The sequence below is a fragment of the Protofrankia sp. Cas8 genome, assembly GCF_963555845.1.
Classification (GTDB): Bacteria; Actinomycetota; Actinomycetes; order Frankiales; family Frankiaceae; genus Protofrankia.
This window is the reverse complement of the sequence record NZ_CAUVXI010000001.1, coordinates 85,399-109,593: the sequence shown is the minus strand read 5'-3', so window position 1 is coordinate 109,593 and position 24,195 is coordinate 85,399. Positions and strand designations below refer to the sequence as shown.

23 protein-coding genes and 1 riboswitch are annotated in these 24,195 nt (G+C 66.8%); of the genes, 6 read left to right on the top strand and 17 right to left on the bottom strand.

Annotation, left to right across the window (positions count from 1 at the left end; translation table 11 throughout):
• Positions 1-87 precede the first annotated feature (87 nt).
• The 4 genes from U9977_RS00525 to U9977_RS00510 are packed head-to-tail and all read right to left on the bottom strand — an operon-like array spanning position 88 to position 4,869.
• The gene (locus tag U9977_RS00525; RefSeq protein WP_322747139.1) at positions 88-1,470 is read right to left on the bottom strand and encodes a M20/M25/M40 family metallo-hydrolase; all 1,383 of its coding nucleotides are present in this window, start codon (positions 1,468-1,470) and stop codon (positions 88-90) included.
• Between the two features lie 28 nt (positions 1,471-1,498).
• On the bottom strand, positions 1,499-2,554 hold the full coding sequence (locus U9977_RS00520; protein WP_322747138.1) for a TolB-like translocation protein: 1,056 nt from the start codon (positions 2,552-2,554) through the stop codon (positions 1,499-1,501).
• The gene (locus U9977_RS00515; protein WP_322747137.1) at positions 2,554-3,975 is read right to left on the bottom strand and encodes an MFS transporter; all 1,422 of its coding nucleotides are present in this window, start codon (positions 3,973-3,975) and stop codon (positions 2,554-2,556) included. The genes U9977_RS00520 and U9977_RS00515 overlap by 1 nt, the downstream gene beginning before the upstream one ends.
• 6 nt (positions 3,976-3,981) lie before the next feature.
• Positions 3,982-4,869 (bottom strand): alkaline phosphatase family protein, encoded by an 888-nt coding sequence (locus U9977_RS00510; RefSeq protein WP_322747136.1) that lies wholly within the window; start codon positions 4,867-4,869, stop codon positions 3,982-3,984.
• Between the two features lie 444 nt (positions 4,870-5,313).
• Between U9977_RS00510 and U9977_RS00505 the strand changes: the two genes are divergently transcribed.
• Together U9977_RS00505 and U9977_RS00500 are read left to right on the top strand one after the other, a co-directional pair.
• A complete protein-coding gene (locus U9977_RS00505) occupies positions 5,314-6,327 on the top strand; it encodes a hypothetical protein (protein WP_322747135.1) in 1,014 nt (337 codons plus the stop codon).
• 103 nt (positions 6,328-6,430) lie between these two features.
• Positions 6,431-7,717, top strand: coding sequence for an ABC transporter substrate-binding protein (locus U9977_RS00500; protein ID WP_416210430.1), 1,287 nt, complete (start codon positions 6,431-6,433; stop codon positions 7,715-7,717).
• 63 nt (positions 7,718-7,780) lie between these two features.
• Here U9977_RS00500 and U9977_RS00495 read toward each other — a convergent pair whose 3' ends face one another.
• Entirely contained in the window at positions 7,781-8,335 is a 555-nt protein-coding gene (locus tag U9977_RS00495) for a hypothetical protein (protein ID WP_322747134.1), read from the bottom strand.
• Between the two features lie 230 nt (positions 8,336-8,565).
• Positions 8,566-9,384, bottom strand: coding sequence for an SDR family oxidoreductase (locus tag U9977_RS00490; RefSeq protein WP_322747133.1), 819 nt, complete (start codon positions 9,382-9,384; stop codon positions 8,566-8,568).
• Between the two features lie 177 nt (positions 9,385-9,561).
• On the opposite strand from U9977_RS00490, the gene U9977_RS00485 reads away from it, so the two are divergent.
• The gene (locus U9977_RS00485) at positions 9,562-10,488 is read left to right on the top strand and encodes a helix-turn-helix transcriptional regulator (RefSeq protein WP_322747132.1); all 927 of its coding nucleotides are present in this window, start codon (positions 9,562-9,564) and stop codon (positions 10,486-10,488) included.
• A gap of 265 nt (positions 10,489-10,753) precedes the next feature.
• The gene (locus U9977_RS00480; protein WP_322747131.1) at positions 10,754-10,975 is read left to right on the top strand and encodes a BldC family transcriptional regulator; all 222 of its coding nucleotides are present in this window, start codon (positions 10,754-10,756) and stop codon (positions 10,973-10,975) included.
• A gap of 125 nt (positions 10,976-11,100) precedes the next feature.
• Here U9977_RS00480 and U9977_RS00475 read toward each other — a convergent pair whose 3' ends face one another.
• On the bottom strand, positions 11,101-12,309 hold the full coding sequence (locus tag U9977_RS00475; RefSeq protein ID WP_322747130.1) for an FAD/NAD(P)-binding oxidoreductase: 1,209 nt from the start codon (positions 12,307-12,309) through the stop codon (positions 11,101-11,103).
• Between the two features lie 265 nt (positions 12,310-12,574).
• Here U9977_RS00475 and U9977_RS00470 point away from each other — a divergent pair, with 265 nt between their 5' ends.
• Positions 12,575-14,095: an MDR family MFS transporter gene (locus tag U9977_RS00470; protein ID WP_322747129.1), complete on the top strand. Its 1,521-nt coding sequence runs from the start codon at positions 12,575-12,577 to the stop codon at positions 14,093-14,095.
• 24 nt (positions 14,096-14,119) lie between these two features.
• On the opposite strand, the gene U9977_RS00465 is transcribed toward U9977_RS00470, so the two are convergent.
• The 5 genes from U9977_RS00465 to U9977_RS00445 all read right to left on the bottom strand — a co-directional run bounded on the left by U9977_RS00465 (position 14,120) and on the right by U9977_RS00445 (position 17,752).
• On the bottom strand, positions 14,120-14,569 hold the full coding sequence (locus tag U9977_RS00465) for a peroxiredoxin (RefSeq protein ID WP_322747128.1): 450 nt from the start codon (positions 14,567-14,569) through the stop codon (positions 14,120-14,122).
• A gap of 123 nt (positions 14,570-14,692) precedes the next feature.
• Positions 14,693-15,070 carry a hypothetical protein gene (locus U9977_RS00460; protein ID WP_322747127.1) on the bottom strand — a complete coding sequence of 126 codons (378 nt, stop codon included), beginning with the start codon at positions 15,068-15,070 and terminating at the stop codon, positions 14,693-14,695.
• A 278-nt stretch (positions 15,071-15,348) separates the two neighbouring features.
• Complete coding sequence (locus U9977_RS00455) at positions 15,349-15,720, bottom strand: hypothetical protein (protein WP_322747126.1); 372 nt, start codon at positions 15,718-15,720, stop codon at positions 15,349-15,351.
• Positions 15,721-16,015: 295 nt separating this feature from the next.
• The gene (locus U9977_RS00450) at positions 16,016-16,918 is read right to left on the bottom strand and encodes a peptidoglycan-binding protein (protein ID WP_322747125.1); all 903 of its coding nucleotides are present in this window, start codon (positions 16,916-16,918) and stop codon (positions 16,016-16,018) included.
• A gap of 147 nt (positions 16,919-17,065) precedes the next feature.
• The gene (locus U9977_RS00445; RefSeq protein WP_322747124.1) at positions 17,066-17,752 is read right to left on the bottom strand and encodes a C40 family peptidase; all 687 of its coding nucleotides are present in this window, start codon (positions 17,750-17,752) and stop codon (positions 17,066-17,068) included.
• Positions 17,753-17,866: 114 nt separating this feature from the next.
• A riboswitch (cyclic di-AMP (ydaO/yuaA leader) is annotated at positions 17,867-18,025 on the bottom strand.
• 446 nt (positions 18,026-18,471) lie between these two features.
• Here U9977_RS00445 and U9977_RS00440 point away from each other — a divergent pair.
• On the top strand, positions 18,472-19,008 hold the full coding sequence (locus tag U9977_RS00440) for a peptidoglycan-binding domain-containing protein (RefSeq protein ID WP_322747123.1): 537 nt from the start codon (positions 18,472-18,474) through the stop codon (positions 19,006-19,008).
• A gap of 134 nt (positions 19,009-19,142) precedes the next feature.
• Here U9977_RS00440 and U9977_RS00435 read toward each other — a convergent pair whose 3' ends face one another.
• The 5 genes from U9977_RS00435 to U9977_RS00415 all read right to left on the bottom strand — a co-directional run bounded on the left by U9977_RS00435 (position 19,143) and on the right by U9977_RS00415 (position 24,026).
• Complete coding sequence (locus tag U9977_RS00435) at positions 19,143-20,348, bottom strand: acyl-CoA dehydrogenase family protein (RefSeq protein WP_322747122.1); 1,206 nt, start codon at positions 20,346-20,348, stop codon at positions 19,143-19,145.
• A 239-nt stretch (positions 20,349-20,587) separates the two neighbouring features.
• Positions 20,588-21,769, bottom strand: coding sequence for an amidohydrolase family protein (locus tag U9977_RS00430; RefSeq protein ID WP_322747121.1), 1,182 nt, complete (start codon positions 21,767-21,769; stop codon positions 20,588-20,590).
• Positions 21,770-22,075: 306 nt separating this feature from the next.
• Entirely contained in the window at positions 22,076-22,336 is a 261-nt protein-coding gene (locus U9977_RS00425) for a ferredoxin (RefSeq protein WP_322747120.1), read from the bottom strand.
• Complete coding sequence (locus tag U9977_RS00420; protein WP_322747119.1) at positions 22,333-23,502, bottom strand: cytochrome P450; 1,170 nt, start codon at positions 23,500-23,502, stop codon at positions 22,333-22,335. The genes U9977_RS00425 and U9977_RS00420 overlap by 4 nt, the downstream gene beginning before the upstream one ends.
• Positions 23,503-23,561: 59 nt before the next feature.
• Positions 23,562-24,026 carry a nuclear transport factor 2 family protein gene (locus U9977_RS00415; RefSeq protein ID WP_322747118.1) on the bottom strand — a complete coding sequence of 155 codons (465 nt, stop codon included), beginning with the start codon at positions 24,024-24,026 and terminating at the stop codon, positions 23,562-23,564.
• Positions 24,027-24,195: the final 169 nt, after the last annotated feature.

The following is a 24,195-nucleotide window of genomic DNA, read 5'->3' as shown; positions in this document are numbered from 1 at the left end:
GCAGGACGCCGATCCCGGACCCGAGATCGACCGCTCGGGCCCGGGATCGCGCGGGCGGGCCCATGGCTCTGCCCCTATGCGGCTGCCCTATGCGGCTGCGAGGAAGCGGTCCAGGACGCGGACACCGAAACGCAGCGACTCGACCGGCACCCGTTCGTCCACACCGTGGAACATCCCGGCGAAGTCGAGGTCCGCGGGTAGCAGCAGCGGGGAGAAGCCGAAGCATCGGATCCCGAGCCGGGCGAAGGACTTGGCGTCCGTGCCTCCCGAGAGCATGTAGGGGACGACCCGGGCGGCCGGGTCCTCGGCCCGCAACGCGCCGGCCATGGCGTCCACCAGCGGCCCGTCGAACCCGGTTTCCAGTGCCTGGTCGTAGACGACCCAGTCACGGCGGACCGCCGGGCCGATCAGTTCGTCGATCTGGCGAAGGAACTCCTCCTCCTGGCCGGGCAGGAAGCGGCCGTCGACGTAGGCGGTGGCCTCGCCCGGGATGACGTTGACCTTCGCACCGGCGTTGAGCTGGGTGGGGTTCGCCGTGTTGCGGATGGTGGCGCCGATCATGCGCGATATCGGCCCCAACTTGGCGATCGTGGTCTCCAGGTCCTCGGCGTGCACGTCGATGCCGAGCGCGTCGCCGACGGAGTCGAGGAACATGCGCACGGTCGGGGTCAGGACCACGGGGAAACGATGGCGGCCCAGGCGCACGACCGCCTCGCACAGCGCCGTGACCGCATTGTCATCGTTGATCATCGATCCGTGTCCCACCCGGCCGGCAACGGTGAGCTTCATCCAGGCGATGCCCTTCTGGGCCGTCTCGATGAGGTACAGCCGCAGGTCGTCGGAGACCGTGTAGGAGAAGCCGCCGACCTCGCTGATCGCCTCGGTGCAGTCGGCGAACAGCTGCGGGTGATTGTCGACCAGCCAGCGGGCGCCCAGGGTTCCGCCAGCCTCCTCGTCAGCCACGAAGGCGAGGACCAGATCACGCGGTGGACGGCGACCGGACCGGACAAGATCACGGATGACCGCGAGCGTCATCGCGACCATGTCCTTCATGTCGACAGCGCCCCGCCCCCACAGGCACCCGTCGACGATGTCGCCGCTGAAGGGGTGCACCCGCCAGTCAGCCGGATCCGCCGGCACCACGTCGAGATGACCGTGGATGAGAAGCGGCGCCCGACTCGGGTCGCGGCCTTCGACTCTGGCGATGACGCTGGTACGGCCCGGTTCGGATTCCAGCAGGGTCGTCTGCAGACCGACCTCGGCGAGTGTGGCGGCAACGTACTCGGCGATGGCCCGTTCGTTCCCGTCACCACTGCCCCGGTTCACCGAGTCGATCCGCACCAGGTCCCGACAGATCTCGACAGCCTCATCCTGTGCGATTGCGCTGCGTATCGAAACCAGGTCAGATGTGGTCGACAGGGACGTCGGGGAGGTTGTCGTGTCATTGGAGACTGGGTGATTGCTTGCCATCAGACCAGTCTGCCAGTGTGATTGAAGATCAATTATGACGAGAGCTGCCGTCAACACCGTTGACTACTGACGGCGCCATCGCCGCCGTCAGCAACCGCCGTGGGTTGCCGCCACCGTTGGCCGCAACCGTCCACATATCGCTGCCGAAGTCCCCGGGCAGCGCGTAGGTGAGTGTCTCGTCGTCGAGCCAGACCGCCTGATCGTCGACACTCCGGTTCTCGGCCAGCGGCGTCTCGCCCATGGTTGAAAGATCGAGGACGTAGAGCCGCCAGGGCGCATCGGCGGGAAGGCCCGGCACCCGTTTCTTGAATGCCAGCCGGGTCCCGTCCGGTGCCAGGGAGGGACATTCGACGTTCTCACGCACAGTGGTGAGCGTGCGGGCCGCGACGTCACCCCGGACCAGGTAGGTACTCCCGCCGGTGGCGAGCGTCGCGTAGAAGTGATCGTCGTCGGCGAAGGTCACGCCCCAGAAGTTGACGTCGGCGTTGCGGTAGGCATGCCCGTCCTTCACGACCTGGTAGTCCTCCAGTGTGCGCTGAAGGGTCCAGGTGCGGGTGTCCAGGATCGAGGTACGGGTGGAGAACTGCCCGACCCCGTAGGAGTCGCCGCTGACGAAAACCGTCCATGCGACCAGATGGCCGCTCGGCGAGACCCGCGCCCGGGTGGGGATGCCGTCGAGGAAGTAACGCCGCTGTTCGCGCAGGCCCGCGTCGAGTATCACCGCCGCGAAGGTGTCCGACACCGCGGCGTGCACCGCCTGCAGGCAGATACCGGTCCCGACCGCGGCGTAGAAGCGCAGGCAGTGAACCGTGGATGCGGTACGCGGACCGTCCGGGTCCGCTGACGGCACCGATGCCAGCTCGTCACGGTGCGGACCCCAGACCATGTTGCGGAAGACCAGCATCGGCGCCCGGGTCGAACCCGCTGCGGTGAGCGTGACCTGCCCTGCGGTCACCGGTGGGCCGGACGCCGTGCGATCCCTGCGGTCGCCGCGGTCGGCGGCATGGCGCACCGCGCCCACGGCGACCGCGGTGAGCAGCCCTACGGCGGCGAGCAGGACGAGCAGTCGGGTACGTACGGTCACTAGGTCGTCTCCCGTGGCGCATTGGGTGCTGCGATGGGCCGGATGAACGCGCTCGCCGCGACGCAGGTCGCCAGCGTCACCGTGGCGACGATCAGTGCGGTGTGACTCCCCCACGCCGTCCAGACCGCGCCGAACGACAACGAACACCCGAAGCGGGCGCCGGCCTGTCCGGTCTGTACCAGCGCCAGGCCGCTGGCGCGCAGCTCGGCCGGCACCGAGCCGGCCGCGGCCGCCATGAGCACCCCGTCGGTCGCGGCGTAGAAGGCGCCGTGCAGCACGAGCACCGCGACCGGCAGGCCGGCTACAACCAGGCCGGCTACCGTCACCGGCCCGACCGGCTCTCCCGTTGCGTGCGTCGGCGCGAGCAGCAGCCCGTAGGCCACGAGCAGGCCCAGATGCCCGGCGAGGAAGACCCGCCAACGGCCGAACCGGTCGGCGGCGTGGCCGAGCGGCACGGCCAGCAGCAGGAACGCGCCCGCCGTACCGAGCGGCAGGAGCGGGAACCAGCGCTCGGACAGATCCAGACGTCGCTGTAGCAGCAGGTAGACAAAGGAGTCGCTGACCGTTGCCAGGCCCAGTACAAACGCGCAGCCGGTGAGCCGCCGCAGGTGCGGTCGGCCCAACAGAGCGAGCGCCGCGCGCACAGACACCGTGGCTGCCGCCGCGGCCGGCCGGCCTGTGGCCGGCGCCGGGGTGACCGCGGCACCGCTGGGCGGGGCCGGCGCCGGGACGCGTCCGGGAGCGAAGAGCAGGAGGACCAGCACACCCATGGTGGCGATGCAGAAGCTCACCACGAAAACGGCGTCGAAGCCCCCGGCAGCCGTCCGCAGAACGAAAAAAGCCGTGAGTGGACCCAGCAGCGCTCCGGTGGTGTCCATGGCCCGGTGCACGCCGAAGGAACGGCCCTGGGCCTCGGGCGGCGCGGCAAGTGAGATCATCGCGTCGCGAGGAGCCGTGCGCAGGCCCTTGCCCGTGCGGTCGACGGCGAGTACAGCACCGATCAACGGCACGCTGTGGACGGCGAGCAGGGCCGGCTTGCACAGGGCGGACAGGCCGTACCCGAGCGCCGCGGTGGTCTTGTGCCGCCGGCCACGGTCGGCGAGGTGGCCGCCGACGAGGCGGACCAGCGCGCTGACCCCGTTGTAGACGCCGTCGAGCAGACCGAAGCCCAGCGGGGACAGACCCAGCTCGGCCACCAGGTACAGCGGCAGAACGGCGGTGACCATCTCCGAGGAGACATCGGTGATGAGACTGACCGTGCCCAGCACGAGCACCGTGTGCGGCACCGCCCGCAGCACGGTGCGAGCGGCCGGCCGGGCCACGGCGCGGGTGTCGGCGGCGGGCAGCGGGCCGAGGGTCCGACCCGGGTGTGGACCCGGGCCGGACGACTCGGACGCGGTGCGGGCGTCCGCTACGTACACGGTCTGCTAGTTCCAGATACCGGTGATGTCCGCTGCGGTCGCGGCGTTACCCGCATGGGTGGTGAGGCCGCTGAGGTCCTCCAGCGTGCGTAGCACGTTGTAGTGGTTGTAGGTCGTCGACGAGCTGCCGCCCACGATGACGTGCTGCCCGTAGACCACGGTGGCGATGTGGTTGCTGCTGGAACCGTTGTCCTCGTCGAAGGTCAGGACGAGCAGGCTGTTGTGGGTCTTGGCCCAGGTGGCGTAGGCGCCGAGGTTGTTCTGCACCCACGTGTCACCGGTGGAGACCGAGCAGTCGTGCATGTCGTTGCACAGGTTCGGAACGACGAACGAAACCTTGGGCAATGTGGTGTAGTCGGTCGGGAACTGCGTGAACGTGTAGGCGGTGTTCAGCGGCACATTGCTGAAGGCGAACCACGGGTTGTGCTTGCGGGCGTACTTCGTGCTGCTCTTGGTGCACACCGTCGAACCCTGCGAGGGCAGGCCCTCGTTGTAACTGCCCCAGGTCAGACCCGCTCCGATGAGTTCGGAGCCGAGGTTGGCCGCACTGCTGAACTGCGGGGTGTAGCAGCTGTCGTCGGTGATGCCCTGGGTGCTGCCGGAGAAGAGCGCAAGGTAGTTGGGCTGGCTGGGGTGGGTGATGCCATACGAGGACGAGAGGTTGGCGCCGCCGGCCTTCAGCGTGTTGTTGATGTACGGTGCGCTCGAGCTACCGATGATCTGCGAGTAGGAATGGTTCTCCAGCACCACCACGACCACATGGTCGGGTGTGGGCAGCGCGGCGGCCTGCGCGCTGGCTGGCAGGAGACCGACGGCCGCGGCTGTCAGACCGGCGGTGGCACCGAGCGCTGCCAGCGCCCAGCGCGGGCGTCGCAGGCGGGCGGGAACGGACACAGCAGACCTCCGGAAAATGCCTCGGGGAACAACACAGGGGCGTCAACTGGGCGGGCGTCAGACTAAGCGCGCGGTTGCCATCCCGTCAGCAGACCGAACGTGACGACCACGCAAACAGTTGTGTCGGCATGTGGCCCCGGTTGTTACCGACCTCATAGTCCACTGTCCGGTATGCACGGTTAACACCTACAACGACCTGATCATGTATGGTCAGACGTGGACAGCTCATTCAGATTATCGAAACAACACGCCAGCATGGCGTCAGGAATCGGCAATTACCATCAGCACGCGAAGCTGCCTGTTTTTCCCGCCACAGCGGGCGACGCGCACCTGTTGTTCATCATCGCGGAATACAGATTTTGCAACTCCGCCCTAATCTCGCCGACAGACTCGCCGGTTCGTCACTGGCGAACCCGGTATTGCGACCGAGGGACAAGGTGGAGGATGACACGCTTGCGCCAGCCGTTCAGCCGGCGGGCATACTTTCCAGCGTCCGGTCGAGCGGCCGGCGGTGCGACCACCGCTACCAGGGGCACCACCGCTACCAGGGGCCGAGTCCGCAGTGCCGCGCTCACGCTGAGCACGATCACCGTGCTCGTGCTCGCCCAGCCGACGCCGGCACAGGCTGCCGACTCCACCCAGTACGGCGGCGACACCTCCCGCGGCCTCGGGGTCGCCATCCCGTTCAGCGGTTTCACCGACCGCAATGGGCAACCGGTCGCGATCTCGGGCGCGGTGGGCGCGGACCTCGTTCTCGGCTCGACCGCCCAGCCGTATCTGCCGTGCCAGCACTTCGATCCGCGGACGGGCACCGGTGACACCTTCGTGAATGCCTGCGAGGTCCGCGGAAGCTACGCCACCTACACGCGGTTCGCCGCTGGCAACGGCATTCTTTTCCCACACGGCTACTTCATGCCCGACACGCAGCCGGACCTGGTCGGGGGCGGCTCGCTGCGGACGGACTGGGGCGCGCGCACAGCCGGGCTCTCGCTGGAGTTCTACCCCGACGTCACCCGTGACCAGGAGTACGTGCACTCCCGTTTCTACGTCGACAGCTTCAACCACCGGGCGAACGGCTGGACCTACGCCGCCTATGTGGGAACCATCGCCCTCGCCACCCTCGCGGACCCGGGTACCGCCCAGATCACCGGTAACGTGACCAGAGGTGGGGCTCTGCCAGCCAAGAACGAGATCAGGTTCATGATCTTCGGTGGCGACGCGCGCTCGTCCGCGGGATACCCGATCTCCTCCTTTGCGGTCACTTACAGCAGCGGCGGCGCCGACTGGACCAGCGGCGCAATGTACGCCGGGTCACAGCGGGTCACCGTCGACGACACCGCCACCGGACACCAGTGCATATACGATCTTCGTAAAATCACCGGTTCGGACAACCACCTGGATTTCGACGTCGCCCGTCCCGGCTTCGGCCGCAGCGGTGGACGGTGCAACTTCGCGTGAGAGCGCCCGGCCACAGGGGCATGGATCAAGGGATGGTGTAGCGCTGGGGTGCCATTCGTGTTAATCACCACGGCTGACGCCGGTAAGCGCTTAGCGTGGTGGCGTGAGGCGAATTGCCGCGGGACCGCGTGCTGCGAAGCTGGCCGCACGCCACCGGTACGGGTACAGGCGGCTGGCCACAGCCGTGGCCGGACTTTACCTCGCATGCGGACTCGTGATCCCCGCCTGCGACGCCCAAAATACACCGATCAGATCATCCACGGCCGCCGATTGTCGAGAACCTGGAGTAACCAAGGACCAGATCACGTTGGGGATGCTGTATCCCGACACCGGAAACGCGGCCTCGCTGTTCCTGCCCTTCCGCGCGGGTGTAGACGCCCGGCTGGGCGTCGCGAACAACGCGGGTGGAATAAACGGCCGCGAGGTGGTGTACACCTGGCGCGACGACGAGTCCCGAGCGACTGCCAATCTCGCCGCGGCACACAGCCTGGTCGACACCGACGATGTCTTCGGCATCATCGAGTCCACCTCGGTGGCCAGCGGGTCGGCTGCATTCCTGCACGACCGCGGGATACCGGTCACCGGCACGTCCCTGGAAACACCCTGGACGATCTATGACAACATGTTCAGCTACTCCAACCTGATTGCCAACGGCACGTCCATCAGTACCTGGGGGGACTTCGTCGCCGCTCACGGCGGTCACACCGCGGTCGTGGCCCAGGCGACCTTCTCCGCTACATCGCTGAGCGTCGCCGCCGAACTGACCGCAAGCCTGCGGTCAGCGGGTATCCGTGTCGTGGCGACCCTCGACGTGACCGGCCCCATCGACGCCGCCGACATCGGGGGACGAATCAGGGACAGCGGGGCGGACGTCCTCGTCGGTGCCGTGACCGCCGCGTCCTTCGGCCAGGTCGTCGCGGCGGCCCGGGCCGCCCGGGCCGGCCTACGGGTCATCCTCTCCCCGACCGGCTATGATCAGAACGTTCTGCGCCTCTTCGGAACTACCCTTGCCGGCGTCTACCTCTTCGTCGACTACGCCCCCTTTGAATCCGACACACCCGCACATCGGGAATTTCTCCAGGCCGTGCCCTACTACGCACCACAACTTCAGCCACCGAACCAGCAGGCCGCGCTCTCCGGCTGGATCTCAGCGGACATGTTCCTTCGAGGACTTGCCGACGCCGGGCCCTGCCCCACCCGCCAGCGGTTCATCACCGGCCTGCGTGCGGTGCACGACTATGACGCGCACGGACTGCTGCCCGCTCCCGTGGACTTCACCGCCGGTTTCGGTCAACTCAACCGTTGCTACACCTTCCTTCAGGTCAGTTCGGACGGGAAACGCTTCCAGCTCGTCCCGCCCACGCCACTGTGCGGCTCACGGCTCGGCTGACCGCTGACGGCTCGGCTGACCGCGACGGCCGCGGGCATCGCGGCGATCGGTCACGTCACCCGATCACTGGGGACCGAAGACCACAGTCACGGTCTGGGCGGCGCCGGTACCGTTCGATGCGACTTCGACGCGCTGGTTGTATCCCACGAAGGTCAGCTCTGTCGTGCTGTCGGACTTGACCTGGTGTTCGAACGTATAGCCGGCAGCGGGCATCGCCTGGCGGTAGTAGCGGATCGCCTCATCCCCGGTCACACCGCTCAACGCAAGGGTCGCCCCGAGGCCCTCGGACGCTACGACCGTCGGCGTCGACCCCTTGGGGAACGGGAAGTGCTTGGGAACAACCGTTCCCCGCAGAGCGGCGATTCCCGAGGTCGCGGTGGCAGCTGCGGTCGCTGTCGCCGCCGGGGACGCCGTCGGCGCCAGGTCGAGGTCGGTCGGCAGGTTGGTGGGTATGGCGGCTGCGGACGCGCCGGCCACCGACGCCGACGCCGCGGGCGCGCTGGCGGACGTTGACTCGCCGCCGCACCCACCGAGCAGGAGCCCCAGACCCAGCGTGGCACCAACCGTCACCGTCCGCACCTGTTTCCTGCTGACCCGACCCATCGACGTGCCCGTCATGGCCGCGCTGCTCACACGTCTCCCATCCAGTGCGTTGACCCCGGTACATACGTTGACCTGAACATGCGGTGGCCGGTCGAAATCGGCATGATCCCGACAGGCCACCTCAGACAGCCGGCACCACTAAAGCACCGGCTGCCTTCTTTGCCGCCCGCGGGGAGCGGGCCGTGTCCGGTGGCTACGTCGTCGGGCCAGGGCACGGGCGCCACCAGCGGCGCCCGCCGAGCCGTTCAGGCGATGGTGCTGCCCCCGTCCACGGTCACGATCGTGCCCGTGACGTAGCTGTTGGCCATGAAGAACAGCGCGGCGGCGGCGACCTCCGCCGCAGTCGCCACCCGGCCCAGGGGGAGCGTCGCGCCGGCGGCAGCGACAGCCGCCTGTCCGGCCGGCCCTTCGGCCGCGCCGATCATGGTGCGGAACAAGGGCGTGTCGGTGCTTCCCGGACGCACGGCGTTGACGCGCAACGGACGAAGTTCCACGGCGAGCGCGCGAGTGTAGGCCTCGATGGCTCCCAGCGACGCCGCACCCAGCGCGACGCCCGGCGCCGGGCGGTCGATGAAGACTCCGGAGGTGAACGTGAGCGAGCCGCCCGGGGGCATCCTGGGCGCGGCCGCGCGCGCGACATGGTGTGCGCCGAACAACCTGCTCGTGATGTTGACGTCGCGGGTGGGGTCCGGGACCTCGGCGATCACACCGGTCGCCATCATGGCGGCGGAGACGAAGACGTGATCGACCGTGCCGATGGAGGCAAACAGTGCTTCGACCGTGGCGGGGTCGGTGACATCGACGCCGCCGGTATCGATCTTCCTGTCATGCCGTTCGGCGAGCTGGCCTGCGACCGTGGCGAGCCGGCCGGAGTCCCGCGCCGCGAGGATGACATCGGCGCCGATACCGGCGAGCAGGTCGGCGGCGGCGAGCCCGATGCCGACGCTGCCGCCGATAACGAGCACCCGGGCGTCGGCGAGCGCATGTGGCAGGGGCAGCGCTCTGGTCGGCGCCGGAAGTCGGGCGCTGTTCGGCTCTGCCGTCGGGGATGCGGTGGTGGTCACGGTGGTCCTCCCGGGTACTGCTGTCGAAATCCGTTGGCCGCGTCGCAGGACGGACGCGCCTTCGCCGCAGACGCTTGCGTCCGCGGTGAAGGTGGTGAAGGCCCCGCCAGGACCAGGTCGACAGCCTGGCCCCGGCGGGGCCTGGCTGCGGCGAACCCCGCGGCGCAGACTGCTGACATGGATGGGGTGCATGATCTGGGTGCCTTCCTACGTTCACGTCGAGGCCGTCTGCTGCCCGCCCAGGTGGGCCTGCCCTCGCACGGCGCTCGGCGGACCAGCGGTCTGCGCCGCGAGGAGGTCGCCGCGCTGTCCGGGGTGAGCATCGACTACTACACGCGTCTGGAGCAGGGCCGCGACCGCCGCCCCTCGTACGAGGTGCTGACGGCGATCAGCCGGGGTCTGCGGCTGACCGCCGACGAGTATCGCCATCTGTGTTATCTGGCCGGACTGGCGGTTCCGGTCACCCCGCAGGACACTCGCACGGTGCGGGCCAGGACCTGGGAGATCATCGACGTCCTGCATCCGATGCCCGCCTACGTCCTGACGGTGGCGATGGACGTCGTCGCCTGGAATCCGGCAGCCGCGGCGACCCTCACCGACTTCGCCACGGTGCCGGAACACATCCGCAACATCGTCTGGCTCAGCTTCCTGCACCCGCCGCTGCGCCGACGGTGGTCAGACTGGGAGGACACCGCCACCGACCTGGTGGCCAACCTGCGAGCCCAACTCGGACGTCGCCCAGGCGAACCGCGCATCAGCTACCTCGTCGCCGAGCTGTCCGCGGCGAGTCCGGAATTCGACGGCTGGTGGAACCGGCATGACGTCGTCCAGCGATGTGGAGCGAGCCGGCGCCTCCACCATCCAGACGTCGGCGCGCTGAACGTGGTCTGCGAGACGATGAACATTCCGCCGGCGGATCAGCAGCTCGTCACCTTCCACGCCGCCGACGACCTGACCGCCCGGCGACTGGACACCCTCGGCAGAACACCCCCGGCAGAACACCCCCGAAGACGGGTCGACGACCCGACGGCACCGGCCAGTTCTGCCGTTGCCGCCACCCGAACGGGGCGAAACGGCAGGGGACCGCTGCACCTCGCCCGCTGACGATCCGTACGCCGATGAGCAACGGGTCGAGGTGGCGAAGGCGAACGACCAATTACCGCCGATCGCCTGTGGGACAGCTGCCATCGAAGATCAAATGTCGAGCGAAAGGTCGTCAACACTGTTGATTATAAAATAGGCATCATTACTGAGAGTAACTCACGCCCCGCCGACGCGACCGGACTAGTCACCACATGACCCCGACGTGCCATGCCCGAATTGCCCTCGAAGGAAGAACCGTGTGTATATTACACATCGACGTTCTGTGATGGGAGGCTGCGTGGCAACGACACGAACACCGCAATCCGCTCCTCTGCTGACACCTGCTGAGGTGGCAACCATGTTCCGGGTGGACCCCAAGACGGTGACCCGCTGGGCCAAGGCCGGGAAACTGACCTCGATCCGTACCCTCGGCGGGCACCGCCGCTACCAGGAAGCCGAGGTCCGGGCACTCCTCGCGGGCATCCAGCCCGGAGACGCCCTGGGCTAGAAGCCGTCAGGCCGAAGGCCGCGCGAACAAACCATCCTCGCGCGGCCTTTGGCCGGTGTGACCTTTCAGGCCGAAGGCCGCGCGAACAAGCCATCCTCGCGCGGCCTTTGGCCGGTGTGACCTTTTCAGGCCCGGCCTTTGAGCAGCAGATTCCAGTACATCAGCGGCAGGCCGTAGCGCTTGAGATACCACATGTCGCGACGTTCCCGCTGGGCGTTGACCAACCATGGAGGAAACGTCGGATGGGGACGCATGGTGTAGTCGAACTCGGCCAGCAGCATCTTGTTCCGTGCAGTGGTCAGCGGACACGAGGCGTACCCGTCGTACTGTCGCGCGGCGGGTTGGCCGTTCATGACCGACAGTAGGTTCGCGACGACGACGGGCGCCTGCTTGCGGATGGCCGCGCCGGTCTTGGCATTGGGCGAGCTGCTGGCATCCCCGAGGGAGAACACGTTGGGGTAGCGAGTGTGTTGCATCGTGTGCTTATCGACACTGACATACCCGGCCGGGCTGGTCGGGTCCGCCAACGGACTTTTCTTGATCCAGTCTGGTGCGCTCTGCGGGGGGACGAGATGCATCAGGTCATAGCCGATGTCATCGGTGACGCCGGTGGCATGGTCGATGACGACCGCACGGCGCGATTCGGGGTCGACCTCGGTGAGTTCGCTGTTGAGGCGGACCTCGATGCCATAGCGGGCCACGACCGTCGCCAGCACGTCGGCGAACTCCGGCACGCCGAACAGGGCGGGGGTGGGCAGCACGAGTACAACCCGGATGTCGTCGAGGACACCGTGCCGGCGCCAGAAGTCGCACGCCAGGTACGCGATCTTCTGGGGAGCGCCGCCGCACTTGATCGGCCCTGCGGGCATCGTGAACACCGCGGTGCCCGACCGCAGCGAGCGGATCATCTCCCAGGTCTTGGGTGCAAGGTCGTAGGTGTAGTTACTCGACACCCACGGTGTGGTGACGGCCTCCCCCATCCCGGGAATCGTCGTCCAGTCGAGTTGGATTCCCGGACAGACGACGAGATGGTCATAGCCGATCCGCGCACCGCCACCGGTGGTGACGATCTGATTGTCGGTGTCGATCGTCTCGGCGCGGTCGCGGATCCAGGCGACGCCAGCGGGCATGACCCCGGCCTGCGGGCGGGCGCTGCTCGCAAGAGGTGCGCACCCGCCCCCGACGAGGGTCCACAGCGGCTGGTAGTAGTGGGTTTCGGCCGGGTCGATGAGGCCGACGTCGACGCTACCGGCGCGGCGCAGGCGGGCCGCGACGGAAATTCCGGCACTTCCCCCGCCGATGATGAGCGTGGTGTGGTGGCTGGTCGTAGCCATGGGCAGCATCCCTTGTGCACCGACAGGTGGGGTCAGGCCGGATCGGTGATGATGGGCGGGCCGACGATCAGGCGCGTGCGGCGCAGCCATCACTCTTCCCGCAATGATCATAGCAGCGTCGCCCGTACCGCCGAGTGTGATCCTCAGAGCGCCCGGCAATAGGGCGCCCGGTTCAGATCAGCGACGGCTCCGGAACGGATCGCCATGGTAAACTTGTATGCGGCAACAAATATGGGCTACTCGCAGCCGGAAAGGTCAGCGCTTCATGACTGCCACCATCGAGGCGCCACCTCCGGGATCGGCGTCGGCACCGGGTGCAGACACCACCCCGTACTCACAGCGGCAGATCACGACCATCATGTCCGGGCTGATGCTCGGCGTACTACTCGCGGTCCTCGACCAGACGATCATCTCGACTGCGCTGACCCGGATCAGCCAGGACTTCCACCGGCCCGACCTCTACAGCTGGGTCGTGACCTCCTACCTGCTGACCTCAACGGCGAGCACTCCGCTCTACGGCAAACTGGGTGATCTCTACGGTAGAAAGACGATCTTTCAGATCGCCATTGCAATCTTCCTGCTGGGATCGGCACTGGCCGGCCTCAGCCAGAGCATGCTCCAGCTGATCATATTCAGAGGTGTGCAGGGCGTAGGTGCCGGCGGCCTGATCTCGCTGGCGCTCGCGATCATCGGCGATGTCATCTCACCCCGCGAACGAGGCAGGTACCAGGGCTACTTCGGCGCGGTGTTCGGTGCCGCCAGCATCCTCGGCCCGCTGATCGGAGGCTTCCTGGTCGACCAGGCGTCCTGGCGCTGGGTGTTCTACATCAACATCCCCCTCGGCGTCATCACGCTCATCGTCATACACAGGGTATTGACGATCGACTATGTGCGGCGTAGGGCTCGCCTGGACATTTTCGGAGCCCTGCTGCTCGTCAGCGGGGTGTCGCTGTTCCTGATCGCCGTGCAGGACGCCGGGCAGCAGGCACGGATCACCGAGACGATCTGGATCCTCGCCATCGTCGGGCTCGCACTCATCGTCGGATTCCTCGGCTGGGAACGGCGGGTGGCCGAACCGATACTGCCCCTGCGGCTGTTCCGCAACGCGGTCTTCCGCGTGACCAGCACGCTGTCACTCGTCACCGGCGCGATCATGTTCGGCGCGATCATCTTCCTGCCGCAGTACCTCCAGTTGGTGCGCGGCATCAGCCCCACGTTGTCGGGCCTGCGGCTACTGCCGCTACTCGCAGGCATGCTCATCACCTCGATCGGTTCCGGTCGGCTGGTGACGAAGCTGGGACGATACAAGATCTTCATCGTCGTCGGCACCGGGGTCATGACTGCGGGCATGGCCCTGTTCGCCCTCATCCGCGTCGACACCAACGGCTGGGTTCTCTCCGCCATGCTGTTCGTCGCCGGCTTCGGCCTGGGTCTGTTCATCCAGAACACCGTCCTGGCCACGCAGAACGGGGTCGCCATCGGTGATCTCGGCACCGCTACCTCTGCCGTCACGTTCCTGCGGACACTCGGCGGCGCGGTCGGCGCCTCCAGTCTGGGCGCGATCATCATCGCCTACCAGCGCTCGCATCTGGCCGGCGACATCGAACGCTACGGCCCCCGTGAAGGACCGCGCCAGACGTTCACCCATGGAATGGACCGCGCCTACCTGTGGACGATCCTGATCGGACTCGTCGCCTTCGCGCTTTCGTTCTTTCTTCGGGAAGTGAGGCTGCGCACCACCGCTGCCACCAGCGCTCGCACCGCCATCGCCGAATCCCCGGAATAGCCCGGTCCCCTCGCCTTTGGCCCTTTACGCGGCGTCGGCGCGCAGCGCAGCCAGTGCGGTGTCCGCGTGCCGGCTCATGGACAGCTCGGAGTCGATGCGCGCAAGCACCGTGCCGTCCGTGCGCAGGACGAACGTGGCGCGCTTGTTCGGGCCCACCTTGCGCCGGACGCCAAACGCCTGCGCGATCGTGCGGTCGGTGTCTGCGACCAATGGAAAGCCGAGCGAATGCTTCGCGCTGAACGCGGCCTGCTTGGCGACGTCGTCGGCACTGATCCCGACGATGCCGGCGCCCAACGCGGCGAACTCACCGGCCAGGTCGCGGAAATGACAGCTTTCCCTGGTACAGCCGTACGTCATCGCCGCCGGGTAGAAGAAGACCACCAGCGGACCCTTGGCCAGCAGGCCGGCCAGGTGCAGCACCGCGCCCGTCTCATCGACACCCGACAGATCCCCAACCTGATCCCCGACGTCCATGCGGCAATCCTCACCTAATCACGGGATGAAACGTATGACATGCTACCGGATCGGAGATCGGGATGCGCCTGCCGTACGGATCTCAAGATCCAATCGGCGGCAAAAGGCCGTCAACACTGTTGACTAAAAACACCCGGAAACAGGGCGTGGATCAAGAGTGCCCGGCAATAGGGGCGTGGATGAAGGAGCGGAATTTCGATCGCGCCAGTCATCAAGGGGCACTGTCGTGGGATGCGAGCCCGCGCCGGATCGCAGGTAGCGATACCAGGCAAGCGCTGCCGGACGAACACGCGGATCGTCGGCGAGGCTGGCCCGCACGAGATTCACGCCGGTGCGGTCCAGCACACCGTCGACGGCGTCGGCGGCGACGTCGGAAGTGACCACTCGGCCGGGCACGAGGATGCGGGCGATGAACAAACCGAGCTTGAACAAATCGGAACTGATGGACTGCGGCTCGTATCGACGCGGAGGCCGCGTAGCAACGCCCGCCGCGTCTGTCACGCGGTGATGATGGCTGCCTCGTTGCAACCGAAGCCCCCCGAATGTCTGCTGCTATTCGCGACCTTACAGGTCACTATAGTGATCAGAAAAGCAGCATAGCCCCGAGGACGGACATGTCGTCCACGTGACCGCACGATTGGGGGCACGGTGGGAACGCGGTGTGGGCACCATGATGGCACAGGCCGCGGCGGCCACGCCCGAAATGTTCCGGACGCGGCCTGTGCCGCATAACCGCGGACCCGGTCCTGCCGCGTGCCGATCCCAGCCGGAATCAGATCTCACCCAGGATCCGCAGGCTGCTCCGATCCGCCGAATGCCTGCCGTGATCCGCCGAGGGGTTCGGCCTGCTCCTCGCCCGCGGCCTCGGTGCTCCGCTGGTCCTCGGCGGTCGCCTGCTCGGCCCCGCCCTCGGCCTGCGCCGACTGGCCGACCCCCGCTGCGACGCCGACGAGTTCCCGCAGGCGGGCCTCGACGTAGGGCTCGGTGTAATGCGACCTGTCCGCGATCCGCCGCACGAGATCGTTGACGCTGGAAGCGGCTTCGAGATCAGCGGTGCTGACCTGGACGAACTGGTCGAGAATCTGGTGCCGGATCTCCTGCCAGTTCTGCCGCAGATACTGCTCCACCTGCTGCGCCTGCTGCTGCTCCATTCGATCACCTCCGCATCGAGATGTCATTTACAGGCATAAATCTATGCCACCCACACCAGGAGTCAACCGGAAATCATGATGGTCCTGCCGCCAAACGCAGAATGATGCAAAAATACGGAGACGGGGTCGATGTCGACCGCAGCATAATTTACCTGGAAAAGCCTTGTTATTATTTGTGCTCCTGACATGCCAGTGGGTCACGAAGCCGTTCAAATGCATCCCGACGGATGCGCTGAAGTCCGCTGCTCTCCGCGACAATACAGACAGAATATGATGATCTATCCAGTAATGGGACCTACGCGGTGAAAGAGAACAGCGCAGCGCGGGTCCGCGCCCCGACTACGCCATCGGCCGCAAGTCCGTGCCGGCGTTGGTATGCCTTCACCGTATTTGTGGTATGTGGCCCGAACTTTCCGTCCGCCACGACAGGGTAGCCACGTCCGGTCAGCGCTCGCTGAATCTGGCGCACGCCGGGACGCCCGCGGTGGGTGTAGCGGACTTCCCGCGCTCGGGGCACCGGATCGGCGACCCGTCGTGCCGGCGCCACGTCGGCCGCAGCGGTCCGGTCCGGCGTAGTGACCGGTGTAACCGGTGTAACCGGTGTACTGACCGGCCCAGTAGGACCACCTGGGCCGGTGGGATCGGCCTGGTAAGTGCCTGTCGCGCCATCACCAGCTGCCTCGGTGGCGGCTGCCGCAGCCCGCCCGAGGTACACGCGGTAGGACCCGTTGGTGTACGTACTCCATGCTCCGATGCCCTGCATGTCGCACACCCGTTTGGCGGCCTGGGCGTTGATGGCTGGATCGAACAGATCTGCCCCGCCGACCCAGCCCGCATGCGCCCGCATGTTGATCTGCCACAGTCCCCGGGAATCCTCGCCATTGGGGTTGTGCGCGTTCGCGTTGCCGCCGGACTCGGCCAGCGCGACCGCGACCCAGGTCTGCAGCGGCTTCCCGTCACAACCGCCAAGTCCCGCCTTCCTGCCGGCACCGGCGATGGAAGCGTCGGGAACAGGTGTCGCAGCGACAGAACTCGCGCCGGGCGCAGGCGCCGTACCGGCACCGGACGCCGCCGCGGGGCTCGCGTTCGCCGGACCCGCGGTCAGCATCATTCCCGCCGTCGCGCCGATGACGCCGGCAGTGGCAGCCACCGCGCCGCGGTTGTACTGGGACTGCTTTCTGTGCCTTCCCCTGGTCATTATCAGATATCTCACTTCAGTATCGTCGATCGGCTCATAGGCGCCGCGCGGACGCACCCGTCACAGCCAAGCTGGCGGAATGCCCACGGTGGGGCACGCGGCAGCCCGGCCATGACGGGTCGCATGTCTGTTAACAGTCGAGCCAGGTCACCCCAGGCGACCAACGAGATAACTCGTGGAATAAATCTTCTGAAGCCGGACGACGGTTCCGCTGTGGGGAGCGGCCCACATCATGTCGGCCCCGGCGTAAATCGCCACGTGATGGATGTTTCCGGGCTGCCCGAAGAAAATGAGATCACCGGGTTGCTTGGCATCCCGCGATATCTTCTGCGACGCCGCGTACTGGGCGTCGGTCACCCGCGGCACGCTCCGGCCGAGCTGTTTGTAGATGTACTGGACAAGCCCGGAACAATCAAAGGAGTTCGGACCCTGGGCGCCCCACACGTATGGCTTGCCCGCCTGCTTCGATGCCAAATAGACGATCTTCTCACCGAGACTGGCAGTGGACGCCGCGGAACCGTCCTGCTGCGACGATGCACTGTCCGGCGGTGCCGAGAGGCCGCCAGTCTGGGCCGACACCGAACCAGCAGCCGACGCCGAACCAGCAGCCGACGCCGGGTCGGACGCCGAGGGCGAATCGGACGCCGAGGGCGTGGTCCCGGCGTCACCGGCAGCGGTGTCACCGGCCCAGGTCTGCGCGGTGGCAGTGGTGGCAGTGGTGGCAGTGGTGGCAGTGGTCGAGCCGGCCGGACTGTCAGCCCCGGCGTCGTTCGCCAGTGCGGGGGCCGCAAAAGCGGTCAGAGCGACGGTCCCGGTGGCCGCGGCGGCAACCACCGCACGTGCGGACCGGCGGCGGAAGCTGGACCTGGCGGTCGGTGCACGGTGGCGACCGTGTCCGGACGGAACCCCGTCAGCAGAATCTGCACACGCCTGATATGCAGGCAACAATGATCCTTCCCGTACGCCTGCGAGGTTAGCTGTCGGGTTCGGGCCGGGAAGCCCGGTCAGCGCGGAGATCCGCGGCCGACTTCACCCCGAGGACTGCGCCACAAGGGCGACGTCCGCCAAGTCCTGGTTCCCCCGCTGCTGCCCTGGTGATTACTAGAAGGGAACACCGGACCGAGGGCAGAACTCGGCGTTCGGCCCGGTGTTGCTGAGAGCCCGGCCACGGTAGCGAACTACACGCTGTGACCGCAAGGGCCATTTTCCGCGAATCTCGCCGCATGTCGACTACTATGCGTATTAATCATCCGACCGGCCGGTCAGAAGAATCGGATCAAGACCGCCGACCGTGCGTCGAGCTCGGCGGCAGAATACTGACATGCACTGGCCGCGAGGACACGCACGGTGATAGCGATGAGCAAACAGGCCAATCGACGGGGTACGTCTTGTCTCATCTGGCAGGGGTTCTGGCAGCGGCCCGGGCACCGTCTTTGGTCGAATCCTTGCCATCGGCCCCGGCCGCCAACACGGCGTCGCCGCAAAGGAGTCAGCGATGACGGCTGTGCAACAGTTGGTCGAGCATGCGTTGGCGGAGGTCGGCTACGCCGGGGATGGCCACAATCACACGAAGTACGGTCACCACGATCTGGTCCTGGGCGCGAGCCCATGGCCTGGTCGTCGAACGCACCGGCAATAATATTGCCACGGTCGAAGGTAACGTCGGAAACGATCAGGTACTACGCAGAACCTGGCTGGCCGGCGGTATACTCATCGTCGGATGCGTGAACTGGCAGTCGATGTTCAGCGGTGGCCCGCGCTTCCCGCTCGCCCCCCAGAATTCGCCGAACCGGTTCGCCTACTTCCCGACGAGCGCGCGCGGGTCCCTCGACCAGGGCAAGTCAGGGGTGTTCCCGGATCTGCGCCACCCGGTCACGACCGCTCAGAACGCGCTCAACATCGCTACGGGCCGGGAGGGCGATAATCGCCTGCTCTCCCCGGACGGCGCCTTCGGCCCGCTGACGGAGAAAGCGTTCCGTGATTTCCAGGAATTCTGCCGGTTGAACGACCCGGCGGTGGCAGTCACCGGTGTGGTCGACCGGACGACCTGGCGCCTTCTCGACTATTTCCTCGACATCAAAGGCCGGTGAACCGACGCCTACGCGATCTTTCGAGGTTTGTGCGATCGACAAGGACTCTTTCGTCGCACAAACCTCGAAAAATCATCTAGCCGGCCGGATGGCCGGATGGCCGGATGGCCGCTAGCCGGCAGACGCTACGATCGTCATGACGCGCTCGCATGATTGTCGAGGTGACGGCGGACCACACGACGGGCGATCGCCCAGCGGTGGGTCTCCGACGGCCCGTCATAGATACGGAACGGGCGGACCTCGCGCAGGAAGCGCGAGAGCAGCACATCCCCGGAGATACCGAGGGAACCACAGATCTGCAGCGAACGGTCGACGACCCGCCAGACGGCCTCGGCGGTGAACGTCTTCGCCACCGCGGTCGACTGAGCCCCGGAGCGACCCTGGTCGAGTTCCCAGCATGCCTGCAGGACCAGCCCGCGGGACGCCGCGATATCAATCTCATTATCCGCGATCATCGCCTGGACCATGCCCAGCTCCGCCAGCCGGGAACCGAACAGCCGCCGGTCCGCCGCCCGGGCCACGGCGATATCCTGGGCCCGGGCGGCGATCCCCAGCCAACGCATGCAGTGGGTCGTCCGCGCCGGCCCTAGGCGAACCTGGGCATAGTCGAAACCCTTGTCCACCTCGCCGAGAACCGCGTCGTGCGGCACCAGGCAGCCGTCGAACAGCATCTCGCAATGACCGCCGTACAGGCTCTCGTCGAGGGTCTCGACATGACGGACGATCTTCATTCCGGGGTTGTCCGCGTCGACGAGGAACATCGTCGCTCCACCGCGGTGACCCGGTTCGCCCGATGTGCGGGCCATGCAGATCGCATATGCGGCACCGTCCGCGCCGGTGATGAACCACTTACGGCCGTCGATCCGCCAGCCGCCCGGCTCCTTTGCAGCGCGCGTGGTCAGAGCGGTCGGATCCGACCCCGCTCCGGGCGCGGGCTCGGTCATCGCGAAGCAGGACCGCACCTCGCCCGTTGCCAACGGCCGCAGATACCGCTCCTTCTGCTCGGCCGTCGCGATGGCCGCCAGCATGTGCATGTTGCCCTCGTCGGGGGCGGCGATGTTCAGTGCCAGCGGGCCGAACAGCGAGTAGCCCGCCGCCTCGAAGACGGGTGCGCGTCCGCGCATGTCCAGGCCGTGCCCGCCGAGCTCCGCCGGTACGTGCGGGGCGAAGAGCCCCGCGTCCTTCGCCGCCTGCTGTAGCCGCGCCCGCATCGCGTCACCGCCGCGCGCGGCCACGCCTGCGAACGCCTCCTCCTCGGGGACGACGACGCTGCGCACGAACTCGGCAGTGCGGCTGGCGAGTTCACTGACCACCGGGTCATGGCCAAGATCAATGGACACGTGGACCTCCTTCATACCGGCCGGCGTCGCCCAAAGGAGACCCGCCGCGGATCTGGCCGAGAATCGTCAGTTTTCCGTCAGCAAAGCAGGCCGGTCGACTCGTGCACAAGGAACAGGCGACACTGAAGATCAAATCGCGAACGAGGCTCGTCAACATTGTTGACTATCATGTGTGCACGCGGACGGCCCGAACCAACCCGCACTCCGCGCCCACCGACGGCGGGCCCGGTCGGGCCGGATCAGTCCAGATGGTAGATGCGGGCGGCGTTGTCGTGCAGGATCTTGCGCAGCGCGTCGCCGGGCAGCTGCGCGAACGCCTCCGCGACGAACAGGTCCGGCCGGATCGCCGCGCTCGCCGGGCCGGGCGACATGCTCGTCGGGTGCGGGAAGTCGGTCTCGAAGAGGAAGTTGTCGGCTCCAAGAAGTTCGATCGCCTGCAGGGCGGTCTCCCGCTCGAACCAGAAACAACCGAAGATCTGGCGCTGGAAGTACTCGCTGGGCAGCAGGTCGTATTCGGGGTGTTCGATCGGGACGCCGCAGTTCCTCCACTGCCAGTCCAAAGCGGCGAGGGCGTAGGGGAGCCAGCCGATTCCGCTCTCGACCGAGACGAAATTCAGCCGCGGGAAGCGGTGGCAGATCCCGGCACAGATGACGGTCGCGATGGCGCGGGCGTTGCCCATGAAGAAGGAAACCCCGACCGAGGCGTAGTTCGCGTGGATCCCGTTACCCGGGAAGTTCTTCTCGATCAGGGACAGGTCGCCCGATGCGATGTGGAAGTTCACCGGAACGCCGAGATCCTGGGCGGTCGCCCAGATCGGGTCCCAGTGCGGATCACCGAGCAGCGGCAGACCGAAGAAGTCGGTCTCCTGAGCCATGATCACGCCCCGATGCCCCATCGCGACTGTTCGTTCGATCTCAGCGACGCTCGCCGCCAGATCCCAGAAGGGCAGCGCCGCCATGGGCAGCAGCCGGGACGGGTCCGCGCTCGCCCAGTCGGTCTGATAGTCGTTGTACGCCTGGATGCAGCGCACCATCAGTTCGGGATCCTTGAGTCCGAGGAACCTCCCGGTACCGAACCCCGCCACGTTGGGATACAGCACCTGCGCCCAGATCCCGTACTCGTCCATTTTGCGCAGCCGATCGGGGGCGTTCCACAGCGCCGGGTCGACATCGGCGAGGCGCCGGGGATGCTTCGGCGGGAACTCCGCCCAACCGGCCATCGCTCCGCCCGCGGTGGCCGACAGGCGCGCGTCGCCGAAATACCACGCCTCCTCCTGGAGGTCGTCATCCCAGCGGACGTGCGGAACCAGATCACCCCACTTCGCCGTGGAGATCCGCGACGTCCACAGATCGGCGGGTTCGATCACATGGGTATCCGCGTCGATCACTCTGATGCCATCGGTCACTGCCGTCCCGGCCATGACGCCGCTCCCCTCGAGGTCTTCGGGAGACGCCGGCTGTCACGACGCGCGTCCCGGCCGCACTCTGATGTGATCTATACCTTATTTCTTATGAGGAAATCCGACAAGCGGTCCCGGAAATGTAGCGCGGACGCGATTTCCTCTCGCCGAACGGAAAGACCGGTCCACATTGCGGCCTCGAACGACTTCGGCTACCGCAGGCACTGGCCCGGCCACCTGGGCGACCCCATCGAGTGCTGCCCAGGCGCCGACCCACGGCGCACGCGTCCGGCTCACGCGGCCCGATCCACCCAGGTACCTCACCTGTCAGACGTCCACCGCCGGCCCCGGCGGACCGGCCGCGACCGTGATCGCGTCTTCCGGACACGAACTGGCGCCGAGCCGGGCCGCTTGTGCCCGGTCCGCGGTCACCACGAAGGTGACGCCGCGGGGGAGGCAGAAACCGTCGTCATCGGTGTCGAACACCTCCGGAGCGAGCGAATAGCAGCGGCCCTGCCCGGTACACCGGGTGGGGTCGACCATGATCTGCACGGTGAGCCGCTCCCCCGTTGTCGGATCGGCGGTCATGACCGGTCCCAGACCAGCGGCAGGGCGACCAGCCCGGCCGCACCACCGCGCTCCAGCACCGGCTCACCGCCCGCGATCCGGTAGTCGGGGATCCGCCGGTGCCACTGCTCCAGCGCAACCGCCATCTCGGCGCGCGCGAGATGGGAGCCCAGGCACCGGTGCGGTCCGGCGGCAAAGGAGATGTGCCGGTTGACCGCACGGTCGAGATCGACCTGGTCAGCGTCTGGAAACGAGCGCGGGTCGCGCATGGCCGCACCGAGCAACAGCAGCGCCATGTCCCCCTTCTTCATCGGGCAGCCGTGGAAGTCCACGTCACGGGTGATCTTTCGGCCATCCTGGATGATCGGGAACGCCCGCAGGAACTCCTCGACCGCCGTCGGCACCACCCCCGGTTCGGTCGCCACCCGTCGACGGTGCTCCGGCGTCGTCGCCAGATGGTGGAACGCATAGCTCAGCTGGCTCTTGACGGTGTCGAGACCCGCAAGCACCAACACAACGCACATCTGCAGAATCTCGTCATCACGCAACGGTCTATCTTCATAATGTGCTGTCATGAGATAGCTGACGAAGTCACTCTCGGGGTCGCGCAGCGTCGCCCGCCGATCCGCGACGACACCGATGAAGTACTCGGTCATCGCGCCCATCGCCGCCATCGTCCGGGCCTGGCCCTCAGGATCGGCGAAGGCGTCGAAGACCGTGTCCACCCACTCGACGAACAACGCGTCATCGGTCTCAGGCAAACCCATGATCGACAAAAACACCCGGGTCGGGTACACCGCCGCGAAGTCGGCCACGAACTCGCAGCCATCGGAGTCGAGAAAGGCGTCGATGGTCCGGTCGCACAGTTCGCGCATCCGGGGCGTCGCCCGGGCGACCGCACGGGGTGAGAAGGGCGGGTTGAGGATCTGACGGTACCTGCCGTGCTCGGGCGGGGCGACATTGGTCGGAATCCAGCGGTAACCCGGGTTCGGGTCCAGGACGATCACCGAGTCGCTACCGAAGACCTCGGGGTTCTGGTAGGCCTCGCGGCACTGATCAAAGCGGGTGATCATCCAGAAGCCGGCCCCGAAACTGTTCCAGTAGACGGGGGACGCCTCACGCAGCTGCGCCATCTCTCCGATGCCCGCCAGCACCGGCCGCGGCGACATGATGTCGTAGTTGACCACCGGGCAGGACCCGGCGGGCGTCGCGCGCTCCGGCATGGGTGTGGGTACGGGCGCCGACATCAGCCGAGTGCCAGACTCTGGTCGAACGTCCGGACCTCGATCCAGCCGATCTCGAGTTGGATCTCGGTGATGACCCAACCGTCACCGTCGCGGCGCAGCCGGTTGCGGTAACGACTGGACATCTGCAGAACCTGGTTGGGGTCGTCGGCGGCAACCTGGTGGGAGGTGAGGTAGGCGAGCGCCGAGGCCTGATCGCCTTCGACGTCGACGTGGTAGACAGACACAAGGTGATGTTGGAAGCCGCGGTCCGCCGTCATCTTGTCGACCCAGGCCACGATGGCATCGGCGCCCTCGACCCACTCGCTCCACGTACCGGCTGCGGTGAAGCGCATCCGGGCGTCGTCGTCGAACACCGTGCGTAAACCTACAAAATCCTTCTGGTCGACCGTCGAACAGTAACGGTAGAGCGTGTCGCTCGCGTTGATGTGGTCGCGGACATCCTCGAACGTCTTCACAGTGGTCATCCGGTGCTCCTCCTGCCATGGGGGGATCGGTTGCGGTGACTTGCAGTGACTTGCGGTGACACTGTCAACCGGCCGGTCCGCATCGCTCTGGCGGGTCGATTCCGGCCGCATGTCACACCTTCGTCGACGGCTGAAGGCGAGGTTGGAGACAGATTCCTTATAACGAACT